Annotated in this window: 17 protein-coding genes; 11 read left to right on the forward strand and 6 right to left on the reverse strand. The window is 41.7% G+C overall.

Going from position 1 to position 22,944, the window contains the following annotated elements; translation table 11 throughout:
• Positions 1-175 precede the first annotated feature (175 nt).
• From F1E73_RS10345 to F1E73_RS10380, 8 genes are all read left to right on the forward strand, one after another.
• Positions 176-874, forward strand: coding sequence for a hypothetical protein (locus F1E73_RS10345; protein WP_086478452.1), 699 nt, complete (start codon positions 176-178; stop codon positions 872-874).
• 100 nt (positions 875-974) lie between these two features.
• A complete protein-coding gene (locus F1E73_RS10350; RefSeq protein ID WP_150451852.1) occupies positions 975-1,532 on the forward strand; it encodes a VanZ family protein in 558 nt (185 codons plus the stop codon).
• A 191-nt stretch (positions 1,533-1,723) separates the two neighbouring features.
• A complete protein-coding gene (locus tag F1E73_RS10355) occupies positions 1,724-2,611 on the forward strand; it encodes an amidohydrolase family protein (RefSeq protein ID WP_086478450.1) in 888 nt (295 codons plus the stop codon).
• A gap of 204 nt (positions 2,612-2,815) precedes the next feature.
• Complete coding sequence (locus F1E73_RS10360; RefSeq protein WP_086478449.1) at positions 2,816-3,358, forward strand: hypothetical protein; 543 nt, start codon at positions 2,816-2,818, stop codon at positions 3,356-3,358.
• A gap of 272 nt (positions 3,359-3,630) precedes the next feature.
• Positions 3,631-4,647 carry an L-glyceraldehyde 3-phosphate reductase gene (gene mgrA, locus F1E73_RS10365; protein ID WP_150451853.1) on the forward strand — a complete coding sequence of 339 codons (1,017 nt, stop codon included), beginning with the start codon at positions 3,631-3,633 and terminating at the stop codon, positions 4,645-4,647.
• Positions 4,648-5,030: 383 nt separating this feature from the next.
• A complete protein-coding gene (locus F1E73_RS10370) occupies positions 5,031-5,615 on the forward strand; it encodes a YceI family protein (RefSeq protein ID WP_086478448.1) in 585 nt (194 codons plus the stop codon).
• Between the two features lie 26 nt (positions 5,616-5,641).
• Positions 5,642-6,910: a hypothetical protein gene (locus tag F1E73_RS10375; protein ID WP_086478447.1), complete on the forward strand. Its 1,269-nt coding sequence runs from the start codon at positions 5,642-5,644 to the stop codon at positions 6,908-6,910.
• 112 nt (positions 6,911-7,022) lie between these two features.
• Positions 7,023-7,607: a YceI family protein gene (locus F1E73_RS10380; protein ID WP_150451854.1), complete on the forward strand. Its 585-nt coding sequence runs from the start codon at positions 7,023-7,025 to the stop codon at positions 7,605-7,607.
• Positions 7,608-7,717: 110 nt separating this feature from the next.
• Here F1E73_RS10380 and menE read toward each other — a convergent pair whose 3' ends face one another.
• The 5 genes from menE to F1E73_RS10405 form a co-directional block, all read right to left on the reverse strand.
• Positions 7,718-9,205 (reverse strand): o-succinylbenzoate--CoA ligase, encoded by a 1,488-nt coding sequence (menE, locus tag F1E73_RS10385; protein WP_150451855.1) that lies wholly within the window; start codon positions 9,203-9,205, stop codon positions 7,718-7,720.
• Positions 9,202-10,188, reverse strand: coding sequence for a 3-oxoacyl-ACP synthase III family protein (locus tag F1E73_RS10390; RefSeq protein ID WP_150451856.1), 987 nt, complete (start codon positions 10,186-10,188; stop codon positions 9,202-9,204). Before F1E73_RS10390 ends, menE begins: the two co-directional genes overlap by 4 nt.
• Before the next feature lie 296 nt (positions 10,189-10,484).
• Positions 10,485-12,941: a TonB-dependent receptor gene (locus tag F1E73_RS10395; RefSeq protein ID WP_086478443.1), complete on the reverse strand. Its 2,457-nt coding sequence runs from the start codon at positions 12,939-12,941 to the stop codon at positions 10,485-10,487.
• A gap of 70 nt (positions 12,942-13,011) precedes the next feature.
• Positions 13,012-13,878 (reverse strand): alpha/beta fold hydrolase, encoded by an 867-nt coding sequence (locus tag F1E73_RS10400; protein WP_191089004.1) that lies wholly within the window; start codon positions 13,876-13,878, stop codon positions 13,012-13,014.
• 43 nt (positions 13,879-13,921) lie between these two features.
• Positions 13,922-15,424 (reverse strand): sodium:solute symporter family transporter, encoded by a 1,503-nt coding sequence (locus tag F1E73_RS10405; protein WP_150451858.1) that lies wholly within the window; start codon positions 15,422-15,424, stop codon positions 13,922-13,924.
• Between the two features lie 510 nt (positions 15,425-15,934).
• Between F1E73_RS10405 and F1E73_RS10410 the strand changes: the two genes are divergently transcribed.
• A complete protein-coding gene (locus F1E73_RS10410; protein ID WP_150451859.1) occupies positions 15,935-16,672 on the forward strand; it encodes a beta-ketoacyl-ACP reductase in 738 nt (245 codons plus the stop codon).
• A gap of 113 nt (positions 16,673-16,785) precedes the next feature.
• Positions 16,786-18,180 carry a tetratricopeptide repeat protein gene (locus F1E73_RS10415; RefSeq protein WP_150451860.1) on the forward strand — a complete coding sequence of 465 codons (1,395 nt, stop codon included), beginning with the start codon at positions 16,786-16,788 and terminating at the stop codon, positions 18,178-18,180.
• 356 nt (positions 18,181-18,536) lie between these two features.
• On the opposite strand, the gene F1E73_RS10420 is transcribed toward F1E73_RS10415, so the two are convergent.
• The gene (locus F1E73_RS10420) at positions 18,537-21,176 is read right to left on the reverse strand and encodes an MGH1-like glycoside hydrolase domain-containing protein (protein ID WP_150451861.1); all 2,640 of its coding nucleotides are present in this window, start codon (positions 21,174-21,176) and stop codon (positions 18,537-18,539) included.
• Between the two features lie 342 nt (positions 21,177-21,518).
• Between F1E73_RS10420 and F1E73_RS10425 the strand changes: the two genes are divergently transcribed.
• Complete coding sequence (locus F1E73_RS10425; RefSeq protein WP_150451862.1) at positions 21,519-22,862, forward strand: Gfo/Idh/MocA family protein; 1,344 nt, start codon at positions 21,519-21,521, stop codon at positions 22,860-22,862.
• Positions 22,863-22,944 lie beyond the last annotated feature (82 nt).

Below are 22,944 nucleotides of genomic sequence, written 5' to 3' on the forward strand. Positions count from 1 at the left end.
GTAATCTTATAATTTGACTATATTTATAGTGAAAGTACCATGGAATATTCGGAGTAGAGGTGTTTAGGGTATATCCCAACCAGCAAAATCCAAACGCTTTCTAAAAGCCACTTGGAGATACCTTAACTAAGGTCCAACGCACGAAAGATAGTATGGGCGCTAAACTACATTTATAATGAACCTAATACTGGCAACTATAAGCTTTTTGATACTACTGTCTTTTCCGTCTAAAGAGGAGGCAAGGGGTGTGTGCCTTAACAAGGATGCATTCAGATTGGGAGGGCTGCACGAAGGCAACAGGCAAGATACACTACTCAATAGCAATAATTATTTAGTACTTGGAAATAAACAGGCTACGGTAAAGGTTATTCATGAGAATAAATTGGACAGTTTTCCGGCCTATGAAGTCTTGGGTACCTATCAATCGGATATCATTATTGGAAAGGGGATGGATAAGGGGAGTTGGAAAATATTTAGAAAGTATCAACCACAAACCAACTTCAAGGATTTTCCAGCAGGTATTTACCAAGGGAAATTAGCGGCGCCCAATTTTTCTTCCTACCCCGAATCGGAAAGTTTTAAATCTAGGATACAGGAAGCCTGCAAAAAGGGAATAAATTTCGCAGGTCATTATACCTTGGTCGTCTGGGGATGTGGCGCCACCTGCCAGCGTGCTGTGGTGGTAGACCGAAAAACGGGAGAGATTTTTGAAGGTTTCCATGCGGCGCTTGGTGCCGAGTATAAAAATGATAGTAAGATGATCATCAAAAATGTAGGGGCTATTGATTCAGATAGCAGCCTAATTGAGTTATGTGCATTTTGTGTGGTTCATCATGAAGTTTGGACGGGAACAGAATTTAAGAAAGTGGATTAATACGCCATTACATTCTAAACTAACAAAAAGGTCCTCAGAAAATGCCAGCTTATTAAACCTAGGGGATTAAGTATGGTTATAATGCCATAAAACATATAATATGTCCTGTTTTACATCTTCAAAGGAGAAGCATCTTTGGGGTTGGACCCTTGTGGTATTTGCCGCAATTGTTGCCACCCTTTTTATGGGAGAACCTCTGGTTAAATTTTTTGGAAGTCAAGATGTACAGGCACTGGTTTTTGTGCTGGGAATGGTTTTGGCCGGTACGGCAATTCTAATCAATGCCATCAAGAGAAAACCGGGACGGATGGAATGGGTACTTTGGTTTGGGGTACTGGCGGTGTATGTGATGTTGTTTCTTAGATTGGGACTCCCGGAAAGAAGTCATTTATTTGAGTACAGTATATTGGCCATCTTAGTCCAGGATGCACTTATAGAAAGGAAAAATAACGGGAGTTATAAAGGAAGTCCTGCCCTATGGGCCATGCTGATGGTTTTCTCGGTTGGAGTTTTGGATGAAACCTTCCAGTTGTTCCTACCATACCGAGTATTTGATCCCCTGGATATCCTATTCAATGGTTTTGTGATCGCGGTAGCTATTGGGGCCAAAGTGATGTTGACTTGGGGCCGGAAATTTACCCAAAAGAACCAAAAATGAAAACGAGGGACTCAATTCCAAGATGGCTGCTACTCCCAATCGCTACGGCTGGGAATTAACTAATTTATTATAGGAGAATTGGGATGAATGGATGCTAGCTTTTAAGGTTTCACTGTTTTTTTAGTATCTTAGTATATAGTCTAGTAGGACCGTACGTATACGGTTGCTCCCCCATAAATAAATATTTGGATATGGATAAATTATGGGTGTTTTTGGTTTATATGCCAACCCTATTCTGGGGCCAAGAAGAAAAGCTGCCAATTATTGATGTGCACTTGCACGATTATACCGAAAAAACATATTTTGTAGCTCCTGCAGCGGATGGGGTGATGTCACCACCTACCTTAGCGGATTTTCGCAAGGAAGTAGCTGCAGCCTTAAGAAAGCACAATGTGGTAAAAGCCGTGGTAAGTACTATTGGAGGTGAAAATAAGCTGGATGATGAAGGGGTTAGGATACCTGGTTATTTTACGAACAAAGCCCCGAAGGATACTATTGAGTTCAAAAAACTGATTGAAACGGGAAAACTCAAGGTATTTGGTGAAATAGGGGCTAATTACGCAGGACTTACGCTATCCGACCCACAATTTGAGCCCTATCTCGCTATTTGCGAGCGGTATGATATTCCCGTTGCCGTGCATACCGGTGGAGGTCCTATGGATGTAACGTATAGGTGTTGTCCAGACTTTAGACTTCGGTTGGGGGACCCATTGACCCTAGAAAATGTCTTGGCCCAATACCCTAAACTTAGAATTTATATGATGCATGCCGGAGAGGTTTTTTATGAAAATGCCTTGCGCATGATGCTACAATATTCTCAGCTTTATGCCGATCTAGGAGTAATTTTGTGGGTGCACGAGCAGCCCATGGATTATGCAGAAAGCTTTTTAAAAAAGGCGAAGCAGTATGGATTATTAGATCGGGTTATGTTTGGTTCGGATCAGATGGTGTGGCCGCATGCCATTGAAAAAAGTATTGAGAAGTTACAGAGTTATGAGTTTTTGACGGAAGAGGATAAGCGTAAGATATTTTATGAGAACGCTGTAAGATTTCTGAAATTGGAAAAGAGTGGGCCTTAAAACTAGTACATTTAAAACGCTGGTTCTGGAATGGGAATGTCAGAAGCTGTAACATCCTCTAATTTGGTTCATACAAGTATATTTTTAAGGGACTGTGGGAAGCATGATTCCTTGGATTGTTGACCTTTTTTTATATGAATTTAATAACCTATAGGGGGGAGGAAAGATTAAACTCGGCTGTATAAATTATAAAAATCAAACACGATGACAAAGACTGTAAAACGTATGTTGGGATGGTTAGCCTTCACTGCATTGGTGCTGTTGATACCCCTTATCGCCATGCAATTTACCGATGAGGTAAAGTGGAGGGCTTCGGATTTCTTGTTAATGGGGGCTGCATTACTCGGTATTGGAACGGCCTATGAACTAATCGCGACAAACGCTACCTCTATACGGTATAGAATAGCATTGATTATAGGGCTGTTAGGGGCTTTCCTATTATTTTGGGTAAATGCTGCTGTGGGGATAATTGGCAGTGAAAACCAGGAGGTAAATAGACTTTTCGCGGCTATTTTTATTATAGGTTTGGTAGGGACATACATTTCCCGATTCAGGTCCAAGGGAATGGCAATTACCATGTACGTACTGGCACTAGTACAATTGTTGGTAACTGTAATTGCCCTTATAGTTTGGCCACCACCTATAATTTCATGGACCCCAAGTGTATTGGGTGTATTTCTGATAAGCGGTTTTTTTGCATTGATCTTTTGTTTGTCGGGCATACTCTTTGCTCGATCCTCTACCTAAAATGGTGGTCGCTACAGTAGGGTAAGTTACCAGCATCTTTTGGAAGATTTAAAACTAATTAGTGATAAGCGGTAGGTGGCTTTATTGACGATTTAAGCAGGTAGCCTTCACAGATAACGAAATAATTGTATCCATCATCGGTGAAATGGGAAGGGAGGCCATTAGATTGGGGTGAACGCTCTCTCCATAAAAGTTTTTTTATCTTAGACTTCTCTTTGGGTGCTGTGAGGCACCTTATTTATATTAACTACGTACTAAAGAAAACAACCAACATGAAGGTAAACGATTCTTTTGGCCCAAGGCCATATAAAGCCAACGATGCACGTTATAATGATATGCAGTACCGCAGATGTGGTAATAGCGGTCTTCTTTTGCCCGTGATTTCCCTAGGCCTGTGGCACAATTTTGGCCATACCAATGATCTGGAAACGGGAAGGGGGTTATTGCGCTGTGCTTTTGACAACGGGATTACCCATTTTGATTTGGCTAATAACTACGGTCCGCCATACGGTGCGGCTGAAGAAAACTTTGGCCGAATTTTTAAAGAAGATTTTCAACCTTACCGGGACGAGCTTCTAATTTCTAGTAAAGCAGGCTGGGATATGTGGCCCGGCCCCTATGGTAATTATGGATCTCGTAAATACCTGGTGGCTTCCTGTAATCAAAGTCTTAAACGGATGGAGCTGGAGTATGTGGATATTTTTTACCATCACAGGCCAGATCCAGAGACTCCTTTGGAAGAAACCATGGGAGCCCTCCACCATTTGGTGCAAAGTGGGAAAGCGCTCTATGCGGGAATTTCCCAATACCCCGCGGAATTGACCGCCAAAGCGGCAAAAATAATGAAGGATCTAGGTACTCCTTTGTTAATTCACCAACCGAGGTATAATATGATGGATAGGTGGGTAGAGGATGGACTGCTACAAGAATTGGATAAACAAGGAATGGGCGCCATTGCTTTCTCGCCCTTAGAGCAGGGGATCCTTACCAATAAATACTTAGACGGTATTCCAGAGGGGAGTCGCGCTAAAAAAGATGGGCGTTATCTTAAAGAAGAGCAAATCACCCCTGAAATGCTATCCAAAGTAAGCCAATTGAATGCCATTGCAAAAAAACGCGGGCAGAGTTTGGCTCAAATGGCCATTGCTTGGTTATTGAAAGATCAACGCATTTCTAGTGTCCTAGTAGGGGTTAGTACACAAGAACAACTCCTCAACAATTTGGAAGCACTTAACAATATAGTGTTTTCAGAACCCGAATTAACCGAAATAAGATCAGTGTTGGAATAAAATGTCTGGTAAAATAATCAATAAGCTCCTTCCCTTAACCAAGGGAAGGAGCTTATTCATTTTAAATAGTACCATTACCTCCCCCCAGAATGCCTAAGTGCTGAACATCCCTATCTAGAATTGCTAAATATTAAGTGAATTTCAACTTTTTTTCACTTACCAAATAAAAGTCAAAATAATTCTAAAACCCATCCATAATTCCTACAGTTTACATAAAAGAATTGTGGGACAGGTGCTTAGGGTGATGAAAGCTGTCACTTATTACCAAACAAGAAGATAAATAAAGGGAAGGGATAGAACTTCTACCAAGAAGGATGATAAATGTCATTCTTTATAGGGAGCAATAGCTAGAGATTTGCAGCATAATATTAAAACAAACCATTATGAGAGAATTTAATTTCAGCAGGATGCTAACTGGGATCTTATTTATGTTCTTACTGACTAACAGTAGCGTAAGTGCCCAGAAATATGAGCTTGTGAATGCCGAATCGTCCTTAGTGATACAAGGAACCTCTAGTTTACACGATTGGGAGATGGTAGCCCAAGACCAATCAGGAGTGTTAATTTTCAACAAGGCCGAGTTGGGGGAATTGGAGCAGCTAAGTATCGAAATAGTAACCGAAAGTCTAAAAAGTGGCAAGTCGGCCATGGATAAGAACGCTTTCAAAGCATTAAAGAGTAATTCGAATAAGAAAATTCGGTTTCAGTTAACTAAGATAAAGGAAGTAAAATCTGACGGCAATGGAGGATTCAATGTAGCAGTACTGGGTGACCTCACTATAGCCGGAGTGAAGAAGGAGATTCCTTTAGATCTAAAGGTAGTGTTGGATGCTAACAAGGCAATCCTAAAAGGATCAAAGAATATTAAGATGACCGATTTTAAAATTGATCCCCCAAAAGCAATGTTTGGTACCATTACCACTGGGGATGAAATCACCATAGAATTTAATACCGTTTTAAGTAAATAGAATAAATATCAATTAAATATAGAAGTATGAAATCATTTTTTAAACAAGCAGTTTGTGCAGTTCTAGTAGTAACCGGAGTTGGTTTAAACGCGCAAAGCCGTAATCTTGATAATTATAGGCAACCCGATAAAAATGGAATTAATGTGTTTGAAGCGCCAAAGGATACTGTCTCCACGTTTGATGGAGTAAAAGTAAGAATTGGGGGATCGTCTACCCTGCAGTATCAAGCAATAGATCACAGTAATTCTGGCGCTGTAGCCCTTAAGGATATTGGATACAACTTTAACCTAGCGACCGCTAACCTGGATTTGGACGTAGCCTTGTTCGATGGAATAAGAATGCATTTAAGAACTTATTTGTCCTCAAGACACCATCCAGAGCCTTATGTAAAGGGAGGATACTTCCAGATAGACAAATTGGATTTTGTCCGTGAAGGATTTATGGAAGATGTAATGAAGTATGTGACCATTAAGGTGGGACACATGGAAAACAACTATGGGGATGCCCACTTTAGAAGAACCGACAACGCCCAGGCCATGTACAACCCTTTTGTAGGGAACCTTATTATGGATGCTTTTACCACTGAGGTAGGAGGGGAAGTGTATTTCCAGAAAAATGGCTTTATTAGTATGTTGGGGATGACTAACGGTAAGCTAAATCAGGCTGTTAACAAAGTAGACGGGTCTACCGGAGGAGCCTCTTTCTTGGCAAAACTAGGATACGACAAACAGGCGAATGACGATTTAAGGTATCGAATCACGGGGTCTGTTTATACCACGGGATATGTTCAAAACTCTTATTTGTACACCGCAGACCGTGCCGGATCTAGATATTACTATGTTATAGAGGATAATGAGGCTACTACCACCCGTAACTTTAGATCTGGAAGGTATAACCCCAATATGAGAAATAAAGTAACTGCGTTTATGATCAATCCATTTGTAAAATATAAAGGATTGGAGTTTTTTGGAACCTTTGAGCATACCAGTGGAAAAGCGAATACCGAGTTAACCAACAGGACTGCCACGCAGTATGCAGGTGAATTAATCTACCGATTTGGCAAGGATGAAAACCTATACTTGGGAGGTAGATACAATGTGGTAAATGCCGAGGAAATAAGCGGGGATGAGATCGATATCTCTCGGTTCCAGTTGGGTGCAGGATGGTTTATGACCAAAAATATTCTTGCTAAGTTAGAGTATGTAAACCATCAGTATAGCGATTTCCCAACAACTAGTATCTTTAACGATGGCGAGTTTAAGGGATTGATGGTAGAAGCGGTTATCAGTTTTTAATTGTAAAGAATTAATTAAAAGGTTCTAATATAACAGGTTTTGCCTGGGCGCAATGAATAGGTTGCGCCTAGGAAAACTTTAAATTCACTGGAAAATTCATAAAATACAGCTTATGAAAAAGGTACTGGGAATTGCTACTTTATTTTTGCTACTTGCGTTTAATGTAAAGGACTCTATAAACAACCCCACTACGGTTACCATTGCCCCAGAGAGCAGGTTAATGATTTCGGGGACTACCAATATCAACACCTTCAACTGTAATTTTGATACCAACGGATTACAGAAGCCAATCCCGGTTCATTATGAAAAGATGGGTTCCAAATACATTTTTAAGGAGGCTACTTTAGTCCTTAATAATTTGGGGTTCGACTGTGGAAGTAATGGGATTAATAGAGATTTTCATGCGCTTTTAAAATCCAAGGAGTACCCAGAGCTTCTTTTAAAACTAAGGACATTGGAAGGGGATTTAAAAGATGACAAACAGTTAATGGCTACGGTAGATATTACCATTGCCGGTAACACCAATACCTATAAGATTCCAGTGATGAAAGCTCAGGAAGAACCGGGTCGTATTACGGGGGACCTTACATTAGGTTTAAGTGATTTTAAGCTTAAGGCACCCAAAAAAGCCCTGGGCTTAATAGTAGTCCATGATGCTATTACCATTAGTTTCGATTTGGAATGGGAACTGGGGTAGGAAGGGATCATGACTAATTGTAATTCAAAAAAAGACCTGCTAGGACAGTTATCCCTAGCAGGTCTTTTTATTTTCCTGCCACTTGGCAGTCATTAGTACTGGATGCTAACCTAAGATACTTTGTTTAGATATTGCAGTCGTATCGCTTTGCGGTCAATTTTTCCCGTATCGTTTTTAGGGATGCTAGCTACAAAGTGAAATTGGGATGGGATTTTAAACTTTGCCAGTTGCTCCTTGCAATGGTCTTCTAAATCCCCATCGGAAATATTTTCATTGCTCACAATAAAGGCGATACCACATTCTCCCCATTTGGGATGAGGTGCTGCTATTACCACCGCTTCCTTTACGGCCGGGTGTTGCAACAATGCCCGTTCTACCTCTGCGGGATATACGTTTTCTGCCCCACTGATATACATGTTTTTTTTGCGATCCATGATATAGATAAACCCCTCCCCATCCATTCTACCTATGTCCCCGGTACGCAGCCATCGGCCTAGTTTTGCGTTATCGGTGGCCTCCTTGTTCTGCCAGTATTTGGGCATTACCATGGGGCCGCCAATCAGAATTTCTCCAGGCGTATTGGGAGCTACATCCAAACCTTCTTCGTTCACGATGCGAATTTCCACATAAAAATTAGGCTTGCCAATGGAACCTTGCTTCCTTGCTGCTTCGTTCTGATGCAAGGAGGTTAAATTGGGGCCGGCTTCCGTTAGTCCGTAGCCTTGGCGGATGGGAACATGCTTTGCATGAAAAGTTTCAATGAGGGGCAAGGGCATGCTTTCACCTCCTACGATAATATAATTTAAACAACTGATATCTGCCTTTTCAAAACCCTCCAGCTCCACCATCATTTTTAACATGGTGGGGACCGCCATAAACAAATCTAGCTGTTCCGTTATAATGCAATTGAGGACGTTCAGAGGTTCAAACTTTTTAAACATTAGTACCGTCCCGCCCCTATGTAGTACAGGGGTTAATAATACATTCCACCCCCCGGTATGGAAGAGAGGCATACAATTAAGGGTAGTGGTGTTGTTGTTGATCAACAGACTTTGGGTAGTATTAATGCTGTTCCAAAAAAGCATTTTATGGGTGTATACAGTGCCCTTGGGCAGACCGGTAGTTCCACTGGTGTAGAGGATAAATACTGGCGATTCCTCACTAATTTCAGGCTGGATTAAGGGGGCAGTCTCTTTTCCAATAAAAGCGTAGACCGAGTTGAGGTTTTTGTAAATGGTTTGGTACTCTAGACGTTCTTCAGCTATGCTGCCATCCATATACGCCAATTTACACTGGGCGTCGCTTAGGAGCGTACTTATCTCTTTGGGTGCCAATCTAAAATTAATCGGCACTAAGACAATTCCGCTTTTTTGCGCTGCGGCAAAAAGGATTACCTGAGCCAAGTGGTTTTCTGCAATAATCGCCACTCGGTCTCCAATTTGTAGCTCAACTTCTTTTTGCCAGTAATAGGCAAGGGCATTCCCTGCTGTATTGAGGTCAGTATAGGATAGGCTTTGCCCAGAGTCTGCGTCCTTTACAGCAATTTTCTCCGGGGTGTAGCCTGCCCATTTCTTAAACCAATCAAAGGTATTAATCATAGTATAAATGCATTTGCGGCAAACGCCAGTCCGCCTCCAGATCCAATAAAGAATAGGGTGTCGCCCTCCTTTATTTTTTGTTGTTCCCAAGCTTCATGGAAGGCCATGGGAATACAGGCCGATCCGGTATATCCATAATGTTTCATCACGGTATGAGCCTTGTCTTTGTCCACTTCCAAGATACGAAGCGTTTCCCAGATGGCATTGATATTGATTTGCGTAATAAAAAACTGGTCTACCTCCTGAAGGTCAATTTCCATATTTTTAGCCATTTCGCGGGCCAGTCCGCTCCACATTGTAGGATTTAATTCGGGCGGGAATTTTTTAATAAATTTCAATTTATGGTCTTTTTGTTCTAAGACCTCCTTGCTCAAGGGTTTTTTGGTGGCCCCGGCATAAATCCCCATCCAATCGGCATACTGTCCTTGAGAGATTAGTTTTCCTGCCTGATGGCCCTTGTTGGGCTCCTCGGTGGCGGTGAGTACTACCGCTCCGGCACCATCGGCAAATAGGGTAACTGTTTTTTTATCGGTAGTATCCAAGTATTTACTCATGGCATAGGCGCCCACTACCAGCACCTTAGAAACTGATCCGCTGCGAATGTAGTGGGTGGCGGTTTCCGTAGCTGTAACAAATCCGGCACAGGCAGAATTCAAATCAAAAGTTCCGGCATTGGAGGCCCCCAACCGGTGCTGTAATACTGCGGCAGTGGACGGGGAGATGTATTCCGGGGTGTCTGTAGCCACAATGATCAAATCAATTTCAGTTGCCTTTAAATTAGCATTTTGCAAGGCTTCTTTGGAGGCGTTCAGGCACAAATCTGCGGTAGATTCATTCTCGTGGCACCAATGGCGTTCGTAAATATTTACATTCTCCCGTAGCCAGGTATCCACATCCTCGCCTAAAAGTTCGTTAAAATATGCGTTAGGAAGGGTAAGCTCAGGGACGTACATCCCTGAGGAGATTATCTTAGCATTTTTCATATGTAGATATATATTGTTTTTTAGCGGACATACCAGCCCGACTAGGTCGTTCTGGCGGGTGCGATTCGCATATCTTCACAATTATTTGCCCGCCAGAATGAATCTTTCGGGCTGGCGACCAGATTTCGGTCATGCTCATTATATATGCAGCTATTTATATTTTTTTTGCGGGTAAACTTAAACTGCCGCTACCTGCGGTAGGTAGAGGCCAGTATACTGGTCTTACGGCAGTCAGTTTTTCAAATTTGCGACCACTTCTGGGGTCAGATCTTGTGTTATTAGGTTGTTTAGTGCTTTTAATCCAAATGAATTTTAGTCTCTAGAACGTACAATCCTTTGGTTGGAGCTGCAGCGGTGAATTCGCGTAATTCCTGGTTAAAGAGGTTGGTGGCTGCCATGGAAATGGTAACCTTATCGCTCACCCTGTAGCCAATATTGAGGTCCATGGTTACAAATCCGCCCAAAGGTCCGTAGTTGTATGAATCACCACTAGGAGCATTTTCTACAATTGGGACACCCCTATAGGACATTCCTGGAATGGTTTCCGATGCAATCTGGAAGCTAGAGAAGTAATTATACTTCTGTACGGTTCTTCCAAATACAGAACCAAAAAAGCGGGAGCCGTTGTAATTAATCCCAAGGCCTCCTTTATTTTTGGGAGCGTTTACCAGAAAATCCATGAAATTCACTTCACCGTCCTTATTGAAGTCATTTTCCATATTGTTTTCATCATAGGAATAATCAAAGTAGGAGTAATTAGCGGTCATATTCCATTGCGGGTTAAAGACATAGGTAAGGCTAAGATCTGCCCCGTAGGTGTTAACTTCCCCAAAGTTGATATAGGTAGCCACCAATCCGTTGTAAAAAGCATATCCGGACTGCACCTCCTCTATAGGGGTATCCCCACGGTGCGTGGTTACTCCAACTACGGTTACAGGGCTTAGGAAGTCTTTGTTAATGTTATAATACGCATTTACATCCGTATATAATTTATCGGCAAGGCTGCCCCGGTATCCAATTTCATAGGTGCTCACCTTTTCTACATCTTGTGGGGCAATCTTGGTTCCGTCTGTTAAAGTAAAGCCTTCCGCATTACCTAGTATAAGACCGGAGAACAGGTCGCCGTACATATTTAGGATGGTTGGGGAGGCAATTCCTTGGCCGTAGGTGAACCTAAAGCTCCCTCTTTCCAGTTCCTTTACCATCCCCAATTTAGGGATAAAGTTGGTGCCGTAAATATCGTGATGGTCTACTCTGGCTGCGGCAAGTGTCTTAAACCCGTTTCCAAAATCGTAATTTAAGTGTAGGTAACCTCCCAATTGGGAAACATCTATAGTATCATCATCTGTTTGGTCCAACAAATAGGTGCCTTTACTATTGGCCATATCTTTTTGATATTGAAGGCCGGTAATTAGATCCAAATTCTCAAAGAGGGTATTGCTGTACTGCATTTCCGCATTCCATCTTTTAGAATCGTCCTTAAACAAAGCCCCACTGGCATAGGAGAAATCGCCCGCTGCATCTTCTGGGGACATACCAGCATCTATCCCTCTGTAGTATTGTTTGGTGCGGTCGTCTATAGAGTAGGTGTCATCGGTTTTACTGGTAGTAAAATAGGTCTGAGCAAAGAAGTTTTTGGTGTTAAATCGCAACTGGTAAAAACTGATTCGCCAATCTTTTATCTGGTTTCTTCCTACGTTGGTAGGGGATAGGTAGGTGCTGTTGCTATGTCCATAGGTGGCAATAAAATCCGTCCCTGCGGTAGGGGTAAAATAGGCGCTGGCTTCGGTCTTAAAGAATTCTACTTTAGGATCTAGTTGAAACTCTGGGTAGGCTTCCTTCACCCCGTCTGTTCCAGGACTTCCGTCGGCTGCCTTTCGGTCTATATAAACCGAATCTGCATAGTGGAATTCGGTGGCTTTGGTATATTCTCCAGTGGCTTTAAAGGCCCATTTATCGTTGAATTTTTTTGCAAACCGTGCCCTCCCGGAATAGTAGGCATCCCCATCTCCAGTGACTCCTAGATTCCCTGCTATAGTAATACCTTGGTGCTTACGGGGGTCTTTGGTAATGGTGTTGATTAAGCCGTTATGGGCGTTGGGGCCGTAAAGTGTAGCATTGGGTCCCAATATTAATTCTACCTGCTCGGTATCTTCCTTAATGGTGGTGGTTAAGGGGCCCATGGGGAGTCCGGTTGCGATGAGGGTAGAAAACCTATTGTCTACTACCTGTAGGTTTTTGGAATTGAAGTTAGAATTAAACCCCCGGATATTAAATGCTGGGGCAGCAATACCCGCCCTAAAATAATCGATTCCTTTTTTCCTAGCCAATAACTCGGCAGGATTCCCGGCGTATTCATTTATTTCTCTAGCACTTATGGTAATAATGGTGGCAGTAGAGCTCGTTAGTTTTTCGGCCTTCTTGGAGCCCGAGTAAATTACTACTTCGTCTAGGGCGTTCCCTTCAGCCAGTGTAAAGTTTAGTACAGTGCCCTCGGTAACCTCTACTTGTTGGGAGACTGCTGAAAATCCTACATAGGATGCCTCAATTAAGAGTCGGCCTGCAGGAACGGTAAATTGGTAATTGCCATCTATATCGGCCGTGGTGCCTACACCAATCTCCACGGCGTAAATAGTGGCCCCGGATAGGCCAGTCCCTTCTTGGTCGGTCACCTTTCCGGTAACCGTTACCTGCTGAGCGTTCATTGCGAACAGCCCCGCAAAATAAAGTATTGCTAAAGTTAGTTGTTTCATGGGTTTAGTATTTAGTGGTTAATTAGTTTAAATGGTTTTTCTAATACTCAATTATTACTGGCAAATCATATTAATTAATGTCTTTTAGGATGATGCTATTCACTGCCTCGCTTTGGTCCCATTGCACAAAATGCCCTGCCTGCTCCAAAAGAACGTGGTCTATAGTGGGATAATCCATTGTTAGAGATTCTACAAGACCTTCCGTAGTTAGTTGGGGGTGTAGTATTTTATTAGGAATCAGTTTGTCTTCCTTACCAAATACCACCTTCACAGGAACCTTTATGTTTTCAATTTGATGATATACAGGCTCCTTCAACATAGCGTGGATACTTTTTACCACGGTAGCAACATATTGTTTGTATTGTTCTAAGTCCTCTTTTATTTCTAAACGATCCTGTAGCATAAACTGGGCATCTTTGGGGAGCTTATTCCCATAAAAATTGAGGTCGAAATTCTGTTCTATCTGCTCATCCGTTAAGTTGAGGTAAAAGGCTTCATTCACTACGGCATGGAACCATTCTTTTTCTGCTGCTGTAAACTGTTCCACCCCAGCAGGAGCCAACAGTACCAATTGCCGTAGCCATTCCGGTTGATGGGTGGCAGCTAGGTGCATGGCGATCTGTCCGCCCATGCTATGTCCTACTAGGCTTATCTTGTCTAATCCTTTAAGGGATACGAATTCTGCTATGGTATGGGCATAATTATCCATTCCAGGAACAAATTCCCCAGGTTCCGTATCCCCAAAGCCGGGAAGGTCTATGGCTATTACCCGTGTTTTTTTGGAAAGCTCCCCTATGTTTTTAGTGAATGCCTTGGAATTACTGCCCAATCCGTGAACCAAAACAAGGGTATGTTCCCCTTGTCCGGCCTGTACATAGCTAAGGTTTACCTTGCTCTTGGGTAGGAAAATCTGAGATCTTTCTAGTGGCTGTCCCATAAGTGTGGTTAGGGAAATAAGTAATATGCATAAAGAAATAGGCTTAGGTGGCATAGGCGCTAACTTTCATTGGTTTAACAACATAGATTAAGGTACCCACCGCAGTAGAGACTATTAGGGCAATGGCCGATGCAATGGCAGGATTCTTTACTGTGGCGCCCTCCATATATGGGGTGAGCTCCAAATAATAAATCCCAAAATGGGTAACTACTGCAACTAGGGAGGCTACTATGGGTACATACGGGTTATTGGTTTTGGTGAAAATGCCAAAGAATACGGGGACAAAAGCAGCTGAGAAGAAGGCATAAACCCCGTTCTGTGCAAAAATACCCACACTGAGACTAGGACTCACTAATTGTTGGTACGATAGCACAATCGCCGCAATAGCCACAATAAAGGTGACTATCCAATTGATCTGGATGGCGGGTATGCCCTTTTTATGTCTTCCTAAAATGGGCAGTATAAGATCGTTGGTTAAGGTGGTAGGTATTGCCTGTATAAGTCCTTCCAAGGTAGAAAGACCAGCGGCTATGAGGCCTAAAATGACTAGGATGCCTATATAGATTGGAAACCTATCTACCACATAGGCCGGGATAATTCCGTCCATTTTTAATAACTCATTGTTGTATAGAAGGTCTGGAAAGCTAAGACGGGCATAGAAGCCGGTGATTACTACGGAAAAGAAGACAATTAAAATAAGGATAGAGTACGCCAAAAACCTGTTTACCTGGGCGTCTTTTTTAATGAGGAGCGATTTGGTAAGGATGTGTGGTTGACAAACAATAGCGATCCCAACAATGGCGTTACAAATGACTACTTCAAAGAAGTCGCGAAAAAGTGGACTTTCTGTATTAAAGGTCTTTGTTAAATTGGGGTCTATCTTTGCAAGTCGCGCAATAATCCCTTCTCCGCCAGTATTATATAGATACTCTGCCCCGGATCCCAATAATATAACGGCTACCGCAATCATCATTACAGCCTGAAGGGAGTTGGTGTAGACCATGGAATTGGCTCCCCCTGCAATCATATAGGAGAATACCACTACCACCAGGATAATAAGGATAGTTAATTCATCTGCATCTAGGGCCTTGGACAAAACCTTGGTGATACCCACACAAATAAGTACAATGAAGGTAATTAAAAGAGTGCTTAAAAACCCAAATAGGATCTTTAAAAAGGTAGAGCCGTATCTTTTTCCTACCCAGTCTGCAATGGTGAGCGATTTTACATTGATGCCGTATTGACGGAAGCGCTTCATTAATATGATAAGCGCCACAAATATGGACAGGGGCATTACAACTCCAAAGGTTAAATAAGCACTGAAACCATAGAGCGCAATAAAACCTGGATTGATAATAAAGGTGGCCGCGCTGGTTAATGAGGCCGCTAAGGAGAGGGCTACCGAAAAGGACGAGAAACTCTTGCTTCCCAAGGCATAGGTCTCTATGCTTTCATTTTTAATTCTGGACTTTATTACCAAATAGAATAATACGCCCATGAAGAGCGTGAGGGATAATAAGGTAAAAAGAGGGTAGTTATCATTCATATTGTGGAATGGCTAATATTTTTGCACTTTAAATTTTAAATTCGGAACAAACCTTATAATAGATTTACACATTGTTTTGACCAATATAGAAACAAAGAAATGAGAAGCTATATCCATTTGTCAAAATTATGGTATGGACTTTTGCCAACTGGAGCATAAGATTCTTTAGGGATTATTGTGAAATGAATAGCTTAAAATTGAACATATTATAGGGGTTATTGATTGTAACATCCTTTTTTTAAGGGTTTTAGAGGGTGTTTTAGTTTGATTGAATACTATTACTGCTAATAATTCATTGCTCTATATAGAGGTGTTAATGTAGGGGGTATCATCTTATTCTGCTCTATTGGGACAATAGTCCATGTGTTGATTAACGAAGCTAATACGCAATATAATAATGGATTATAGGTAAATATGTGACAAATTAATTAAAAAGTCCATAGCTGATATTTGTTTTTGTTTATTTTTAATGGACAAATAAACGATAGATTTGAGGTAAAACTTCAAAAGATGAATAGATTAAAAGGTAAAGTAGCCATTGTTACTGGAGGTGCAAACGGTATTGGAAAAGTTACCGTAAAAAGATTTTTAGAGGAAGGCGCCCAAGTGATTTGCTGGGATATCAATACCGAAGCAGGTAATAGGCTCATGGAGGAGAACAAGGGCAAAGCGCTAAAATTCTTTAAAGTAGATACCGTGAAAATTACCGAGGTAGAAAAGGCCGTTTCGCAGGTTATAGAGGAGTATGGAACTATTGATATCCTTATAAATAATGCCGGAATAACCAGGGATGCCACTTTAAAAAAAATGACCCAAGAGCAATGGCAGTCCGTATTGGATGTAAACCTTACAGGAGTGTTTAACTGTACCCAGGTAATTTCTAACCATATGGTGGAACAGGGAAGCGGTAAAATTGTAAACGCGTCTTCCATTGTAGGGCTGTATGGTAATTTTGGGCAAAGTAATTATGTAGCAACTAAAGCAGGGGTGATAGGGCTTACCAAGGTATGGGCACGGGAATTGGGAAGAAAGGGTATTAATGTTAATGCAGTTGCCCCCGGATTTATTGCAACTGATATGGTAGAGACCATACCGGAAAAAGTTATCGTAGATCTGGAATCCAAAACTCCCCTGGGCCGATTGGGAAAACCAGAGGACATTGCCAATGCCTATGTATTTCTTTCCTCGGAAGAGGCCAGTTTTATAAATGGCACTACCCTAAGTGTAGATGGAGGGTTGGTACTGTAGGTATGTAAAGCCTATAGGGAGGTAAGGTAACAGTAGTTTGGTTAGCCTGCCGGGAGGGCAAGAATGCCTCACTAATTGGAAAGTTAATATGCTAAGTATAAGGTACTAGAACCATGAGGTTAAAGAAATTTTCGGAATATGTTGATGCCTTGCTGCCCCATGAAGTGCTTCTCTTGGAGCGCTCTGAGAGGTTTCAGGATAGTGATCGTAGCCGAATCTTTAAGGTGGTTAAACACAATGTGCTCCATTGTGATAAACCAAAGTCCTATAATGTTGAAATAGACAAGCGAAAATATTCGCACCTAATGAACTGGATGCAATTGCGACTAGGGGAATATTGTACCGATAATTACTATAAGCGCTTAAATTATTTTGACAATCAGATAAGAACGGATACCATCTCCTCGGAGGAGGAAACGGAACTTCTCAAACATATAAAAAACTACGACCCCCATCATTTTCACTTTATCCGGTTTTATGAGGTGGTAAAAAATTACCTGAATTTTTTACTGGTCCGTGTCAGGCTCAACGATTACGAATTAATCAATAGGTTTGTACATAATTACCATGACGATTATATCCGTTGCAAGGATATAAGCAATAGGATGACACAGGCAACTTCAGATATTGTTGCCGACTACCACCGTACTAAACTCACGGAAAATGCGCTAAAATGGGCACCTTGGCTAAAGCGGTTGTTTCGTTCCGATGACCTGGACGGATATAATAGGTACCAAGCCTTAATTCTATTTTCTTACTTGGCCCTTCTGGAGAAAGAACTTTTGGAGGAAACCATAGCCTGCTATGATGAGCTGGAGGAAGAGCTGGTAAATGGCAGGTATTATTCCCGAAAGCTGTTGCTTAATTTCTATGGTAACCGGCAACTCATCCTAATGCGACTCCATAAATACGATTTAGCCTTGTATTACGGCCAGCTTTCCATTAGTGAGCAGGGGCACGATTATATTATGTACCTCAATAATTATTGTTTTAACCTTTTGAAGTTGGGTAGACCCCAACAGGCTTTACGTTTACTTAAAGAAGCGCTGCCATTTGCCAGACAAATGTCTAATAAGTACAATAAATCGCTTTTTATCTCCTCTTTGATGAAATGTTATAACGATAATGGGGAGTATAAAAACGCCAAGCGATATGCGGAGAACCAATTAGAGCTCAATGAGAAAGATATTTTGGAGCATAATTGGAACCGATTCTTCAGAACCTATTTGGAAACCCTCCTCCATTTAGGGGACTATAAGCAAGCGAAAAAGACTTTAAATCGATATAATTTATTGGAAAAGGAAAGTGGTGTTCTTAAAACCTATGTTTCCTTTCCCTACTTTAAGTGGTTTATGGCGTTAATAGAGTTTAAGGAGGGCAATATTAGCGGAAACCGATTTAAGAACCTTATCCAACGGGAGCAAGAACGATTGGCTATTACGCATAACGCAAATCCCTCAGAAAGTGTGATGAACCTTATAAATGAAGCCTTGGCCGAGGTAGACTAGAGTTGAAGGTTTAAAGTTCAAGGTTTAAGGTTTGTGGAGTAATTTTTCTCCATCGCTATGAGGTATAAAACAGTGTTTCATGGAACAGCCCAACCGTCTTCCTTTTTTGGCATAGAGTTTAAATAACATGGAGATTCAGAATACGTAGGGGTCAAATCCCATAGTAAACAAGGATATTAGATGGATCAACATCCAAATAATTTATAAACTTCCAACTCCCTCCAAAACTCGCTGCCGGACTTTTTATTGATGTGGATATACAGTTTTTTGTCTGCCACAAGCACTTTTAGGCTGATAACATATAGAAAAAAACTCCACTTGAAAAAGTACTTCCAAGCGGAGTTTAATGGTTGTTTTTAGCTGATATCGTCCAATAAATTAGCTACTAAAGCCGTCCATCCCGTTTGGTGGGAAGCGCCTGCTCCACGTCCATTATTCCCATCAAAATACTCGTAAAACAGCACCAACTCCTTAAAATAAGGGTCTTTGTACTTCTCTTGATGTAATTTATGGATAGGTCTATTGCCTTCGGCATCCTGTTTAAATAATTGAGTAAGTCGCTCTCCTATTTGATCACTTATATTCTTTAGGTTCATTTTTTCACCTCCTTCTGACGGGAAGTTAAACATTAGCTTGTCCCCAAAGTAACTGTGATATTCCCGTAAAGAGTCCAAGAACAAGTAATTCATGGGCATCCAAATAGGACCCCTCCAGTTAGAGTTGCCCCCAAATAATCGTGTAGAGGATTCTGCGGGTTCGTAATTGATGCTGTAATCTACACCCTCTATATTGATGGAATAGGGTTTCTCATGTACTTTAGAAAGGGATCGTATGCCGTGTGGGGATAAAAACTCTTTCTCGCTCAGCATGCTGTTCATCAGAATGTTAAGTCGCGCTTTAGGCACCAGGGAGAGAAGTACATCTTCCCCTTCGGTATATTCTTCCATCACGCGGTATTTGGCCGTCTCAATCCGGTGTTTCCTAAACCACTCCATGCTCCTTCGGAAACGTGGAAGTTTCTCCAAATACTCTTTTTTTATGTTCAGAACCGCAGCCAGGGACAACAGCCCCGATATGGAACGTACTTTTATCTGGAACGATTTTCCATTGGGCAAGATAAGCTTGTCATAGAAAAAGCCGTCACTCTGGTCCCAAGATCCATTACCTCCTTCTTTCAGGCTATTTAACGCTTCAGCAATAAAGACAAAATGTCCAAAGTATTTCATGGCCATGTCTTCAAAAGATTGATCTTCCAAAGAAATCTCTAGGGCCATCTCTAACATGTTAAGGCAATAGAGCGCCATCCAAGAGGTGCCGTCTACCTGTTCCAAGACCCCACCTCCGGGCACGCCGTTGCTGCGATCGAAGACCCCAATATTATCCAAACCTAAAAATCCGCCTTCAAAAACATTCTTTTCCTGACTGTCTACCCGGTTTACCCACCAAGTGAAGTTGAGGGCCAGTTTGTTGAACATCCGTTTTAAAAATAGAAGGTCGCCCTTTCCCGTTTTCTTTTTTTCCAGTTGAAAAACCTGTAAGGAGGCCCATGCTTGTACAGGCGGATTCACATCACTGAAATTCCATTCGTATGCCGGAATTTGCCCGCTGGGAGACATATACCATTCCTTGGTAAATAAAAGTAATTGTTCCTTGGCAAAATGGGCATCTACCAGTGCAAGGGAGACACAATGGAAAGCCGTATCCCAAGCTGCAAACCAAGGGTATTCCCATTTATCTGGCATGGAAAGGATATCGTGGATACGCAGTGTTTGCCACTGATTATTTCTCCCAAACCAACGATTTTGCGAAGGGGGAAATTCCTTGAAATCGCCCTGCAACCATTTCTCTACTTCGTAATTATAGTACTGTTTGGTCCATAATAATCCGGCAATGGCCTGCTTCTGTATTTCCAAGGATTCTTTATCCGAATCTGGGAAGGTGGTCTCTAAAAACGCTTGGGACTCCTTGGTCCTTTCAGTAAAAATAGTATCAAAACTATCGTCAAATGGAGTGTCTAAGCTACCATTGGTGAGTCTTAATTTTATCGTCTTGGTTTCACCCGCCTTTAACTGTAATTTATAGAGCGGCGCAAATTTGGTGCCCTCTTGTTTTTTCTTTGCTTTCGTAAAATCACCCTTTATTACCGCCTCGTGGAAAAAATCCTTTTTGTAGGGGTGGTCATTGGGTTGAAGATAGACCCTCTCCATATTGGTCTCATTTTCGGTAAAGAGCAGTTGGGAAGGTTCTTCAAAATACATATTGTATTGCCCCACATAAATATGATCAATGGACACATAGGGGACACCATTTTTCACTTCCTTTTTAATGCTGGGTTTTTGAGGCATGCCAACAAAACTCCAAAAATTACGTATCCACAAAGTGGGTAGTAAATAGAGGGGAGCGGCTTTTTCACTTCTGTTGGATACGGTAATTTTAATTAATAGATCCTGCTCATCTGCCTTGGCATACTCCGTAAATACATCAAAATATTCATTATTATCAAAGATGCCGGTATCCAATAGCTCATATTCCAGATCTTGCTTTCCCCGTCTGCCATTTTCATCTACCAAGTCTTTATAGGGGAACTGGTTTTGAGGATACTTATACAAGTGTTTCATATAGGAGTGGGAAGGGGTATTCTCCAAATAGTAGTATAACTCCTTTACATCCTCCCCATGGTTTCCCTGTGGGCCGGTAAGTCCAAAAAGGCGTTCCTTAAGAATGGTATCCTTTCCATTCCAAAGGGCTATTCCAAAGCAAATATTACAATAACGATCCGAGATGCCCGCTATACCATCCTCGCCCCAGCGATAGGTTCTACTGCGAGACATATCGTGGGAGAAATAATTCCAAGCGTCGCCACCCGGGCTATAGTCTTCCCGGACAGTCCCCCATTGGCGCTCACTTAAATAAGGTCCCCATTTGTGCCAGTCCTTAGTACCAGCCTGGTTCTCCTCTAAACGCTTTTCCTCCTTGGTCATTTTTTTTATATCCATGTATGTGTCCTCTAGTTTAGGTGGGTAGTTCCCATAAAGAAAGAATTGTTCTTTCTTATTAATTGGAGTTAAAGATAACATTTGCTAAACAATTGAGAAACGATATTATACGAGGTGGCTGACGTTTTTTTAAAAATCCTTGGTGCTACATAAAAAGTATTGGAGTGGGGTTTTAAAATAGGGTATGCCATAGCAGAAATATGCTATTATATTCGATGAAAATTAAAATGTAAATTGTACGGTTTCCATTAATTGCGTACCTTAACCCCTTGTTGTTTGCCTTCGCGCTAATAGGAAGCCAAAGGAGGAGTATTTTGTAATTAAACCAATAAACCATATTAAATGAAAATAGAGGATACATCCAAACAGCCTTCTGCCAATAAAAATAGCAGAAGGGATTTTTGTAAGACCAGTGCTTTGGTTACCGGAGCGATGGTTTTACCGACGATGCAAATGAATGCCATGGTAAATGTTGCCAATGACAAAATGTTGAAGATAGCCTTGGTAGGTTGTGGTGGGCGTGGTACCGGTGCGGCTATTCAGGCGTTAAATGCTGACCCAAATACGGAACTGGTAGCCATGGCCGATGCCTTTGAGGATAGGTTACAGGGAAGTTTAATAAACATAAAAAGGGCGTTTGACGGTAGTAAAAGGATCAATGTTCCAGAAGGAAATCAGTTTGTGGGCTTTGATGGAGCGGAAAAAGCGATGGCTTTGGCCGATGTGGTAATCTTGGCCACCCCTCCAGGATTTAGGCCTCAGCATTTTGAGTTTGCTGTAAATGCAGGGAAACACGTATTTATGGAAAAACCGGTAGCTACGGATGTCCCCGGAGTACGCAAGGTGTTGGCTGCGGCTAAGGTTGCTAAGGAGAAGAAGTTAAATGTTGTTGTTGGGTTACAAAGACATTACCAGGACAACTATTTGGCCGCACTACAGCAGATAAAGGAAAATAAGATCGGAAAAATTGTTTCCGGACAAGTATATTGGAACAGTGGTGGTGTATGGGTACGGGAAAGACAGCCCGGACAATCCGAATTGGAATACCAAATGCGTAACTGGTATTATTTTAACTGGTTGTGTGGAGACCATATTTTGGAGCAGCACATTCACAATATTGATGTAGCCAACTGGTTTATTGGGGAATACCCTATCTCTGCCCAAGGTATGGGAGGTAGACAGGTACGTACTGGAAAAGACCATGGAGAAATCTATGACCATCACTTTGTAGAATATACCTATCCTAGTGGAGCTGTAATTGCCAGTCAGTGTAGGCACCATCCGGAAACAATGAGTAGGGTAGCCGAGGTATTCCAGGGTACCAAAGGGACTATTGAGACCTATGGTGATAATACCTTTGTTAAAGACTATAATGGTGGCGAAATTTTTACCCATAGAGGTAAAAACGACCCTAACCCTTACGAAGTAGAACATGTGAAGCTTTTTAAATCCATTAGGAACAAAGGAGTAATTAGCGATGCGGAAAATGGTGCTAAGAGTACAATGAGTGCCATTATAGGACGTATGGCCACGTATTCTGGTAAAATCATTAAATTGGAGGAGGCAATGAAGTCAAACATCGTTTTGGTTCCAGATCACCTAACCTGGGATTCCCCAGCGCCGGTGCAGCCAAATGCAGATGGGACGTATAACATTCCTATGCCTGGAAAAACGGTGGTGATCTAGTCGCTGATCGATTTCTAATTATAAAACCCTAGTACTCTTAAGCATAAAGAGAGCTAGGGTTTTTTATGGAATGACTTGATTA

The sequence above is a fragment of the Arenibacter lacus genome (genome assembly GCF_008711145.1).
GTDB lineage: Bacteria > Bacteroidota > Bacteroidia > Flavobacteriales > Flavobacteriaceae > Arenibacter > Arenibacter amylolyticus.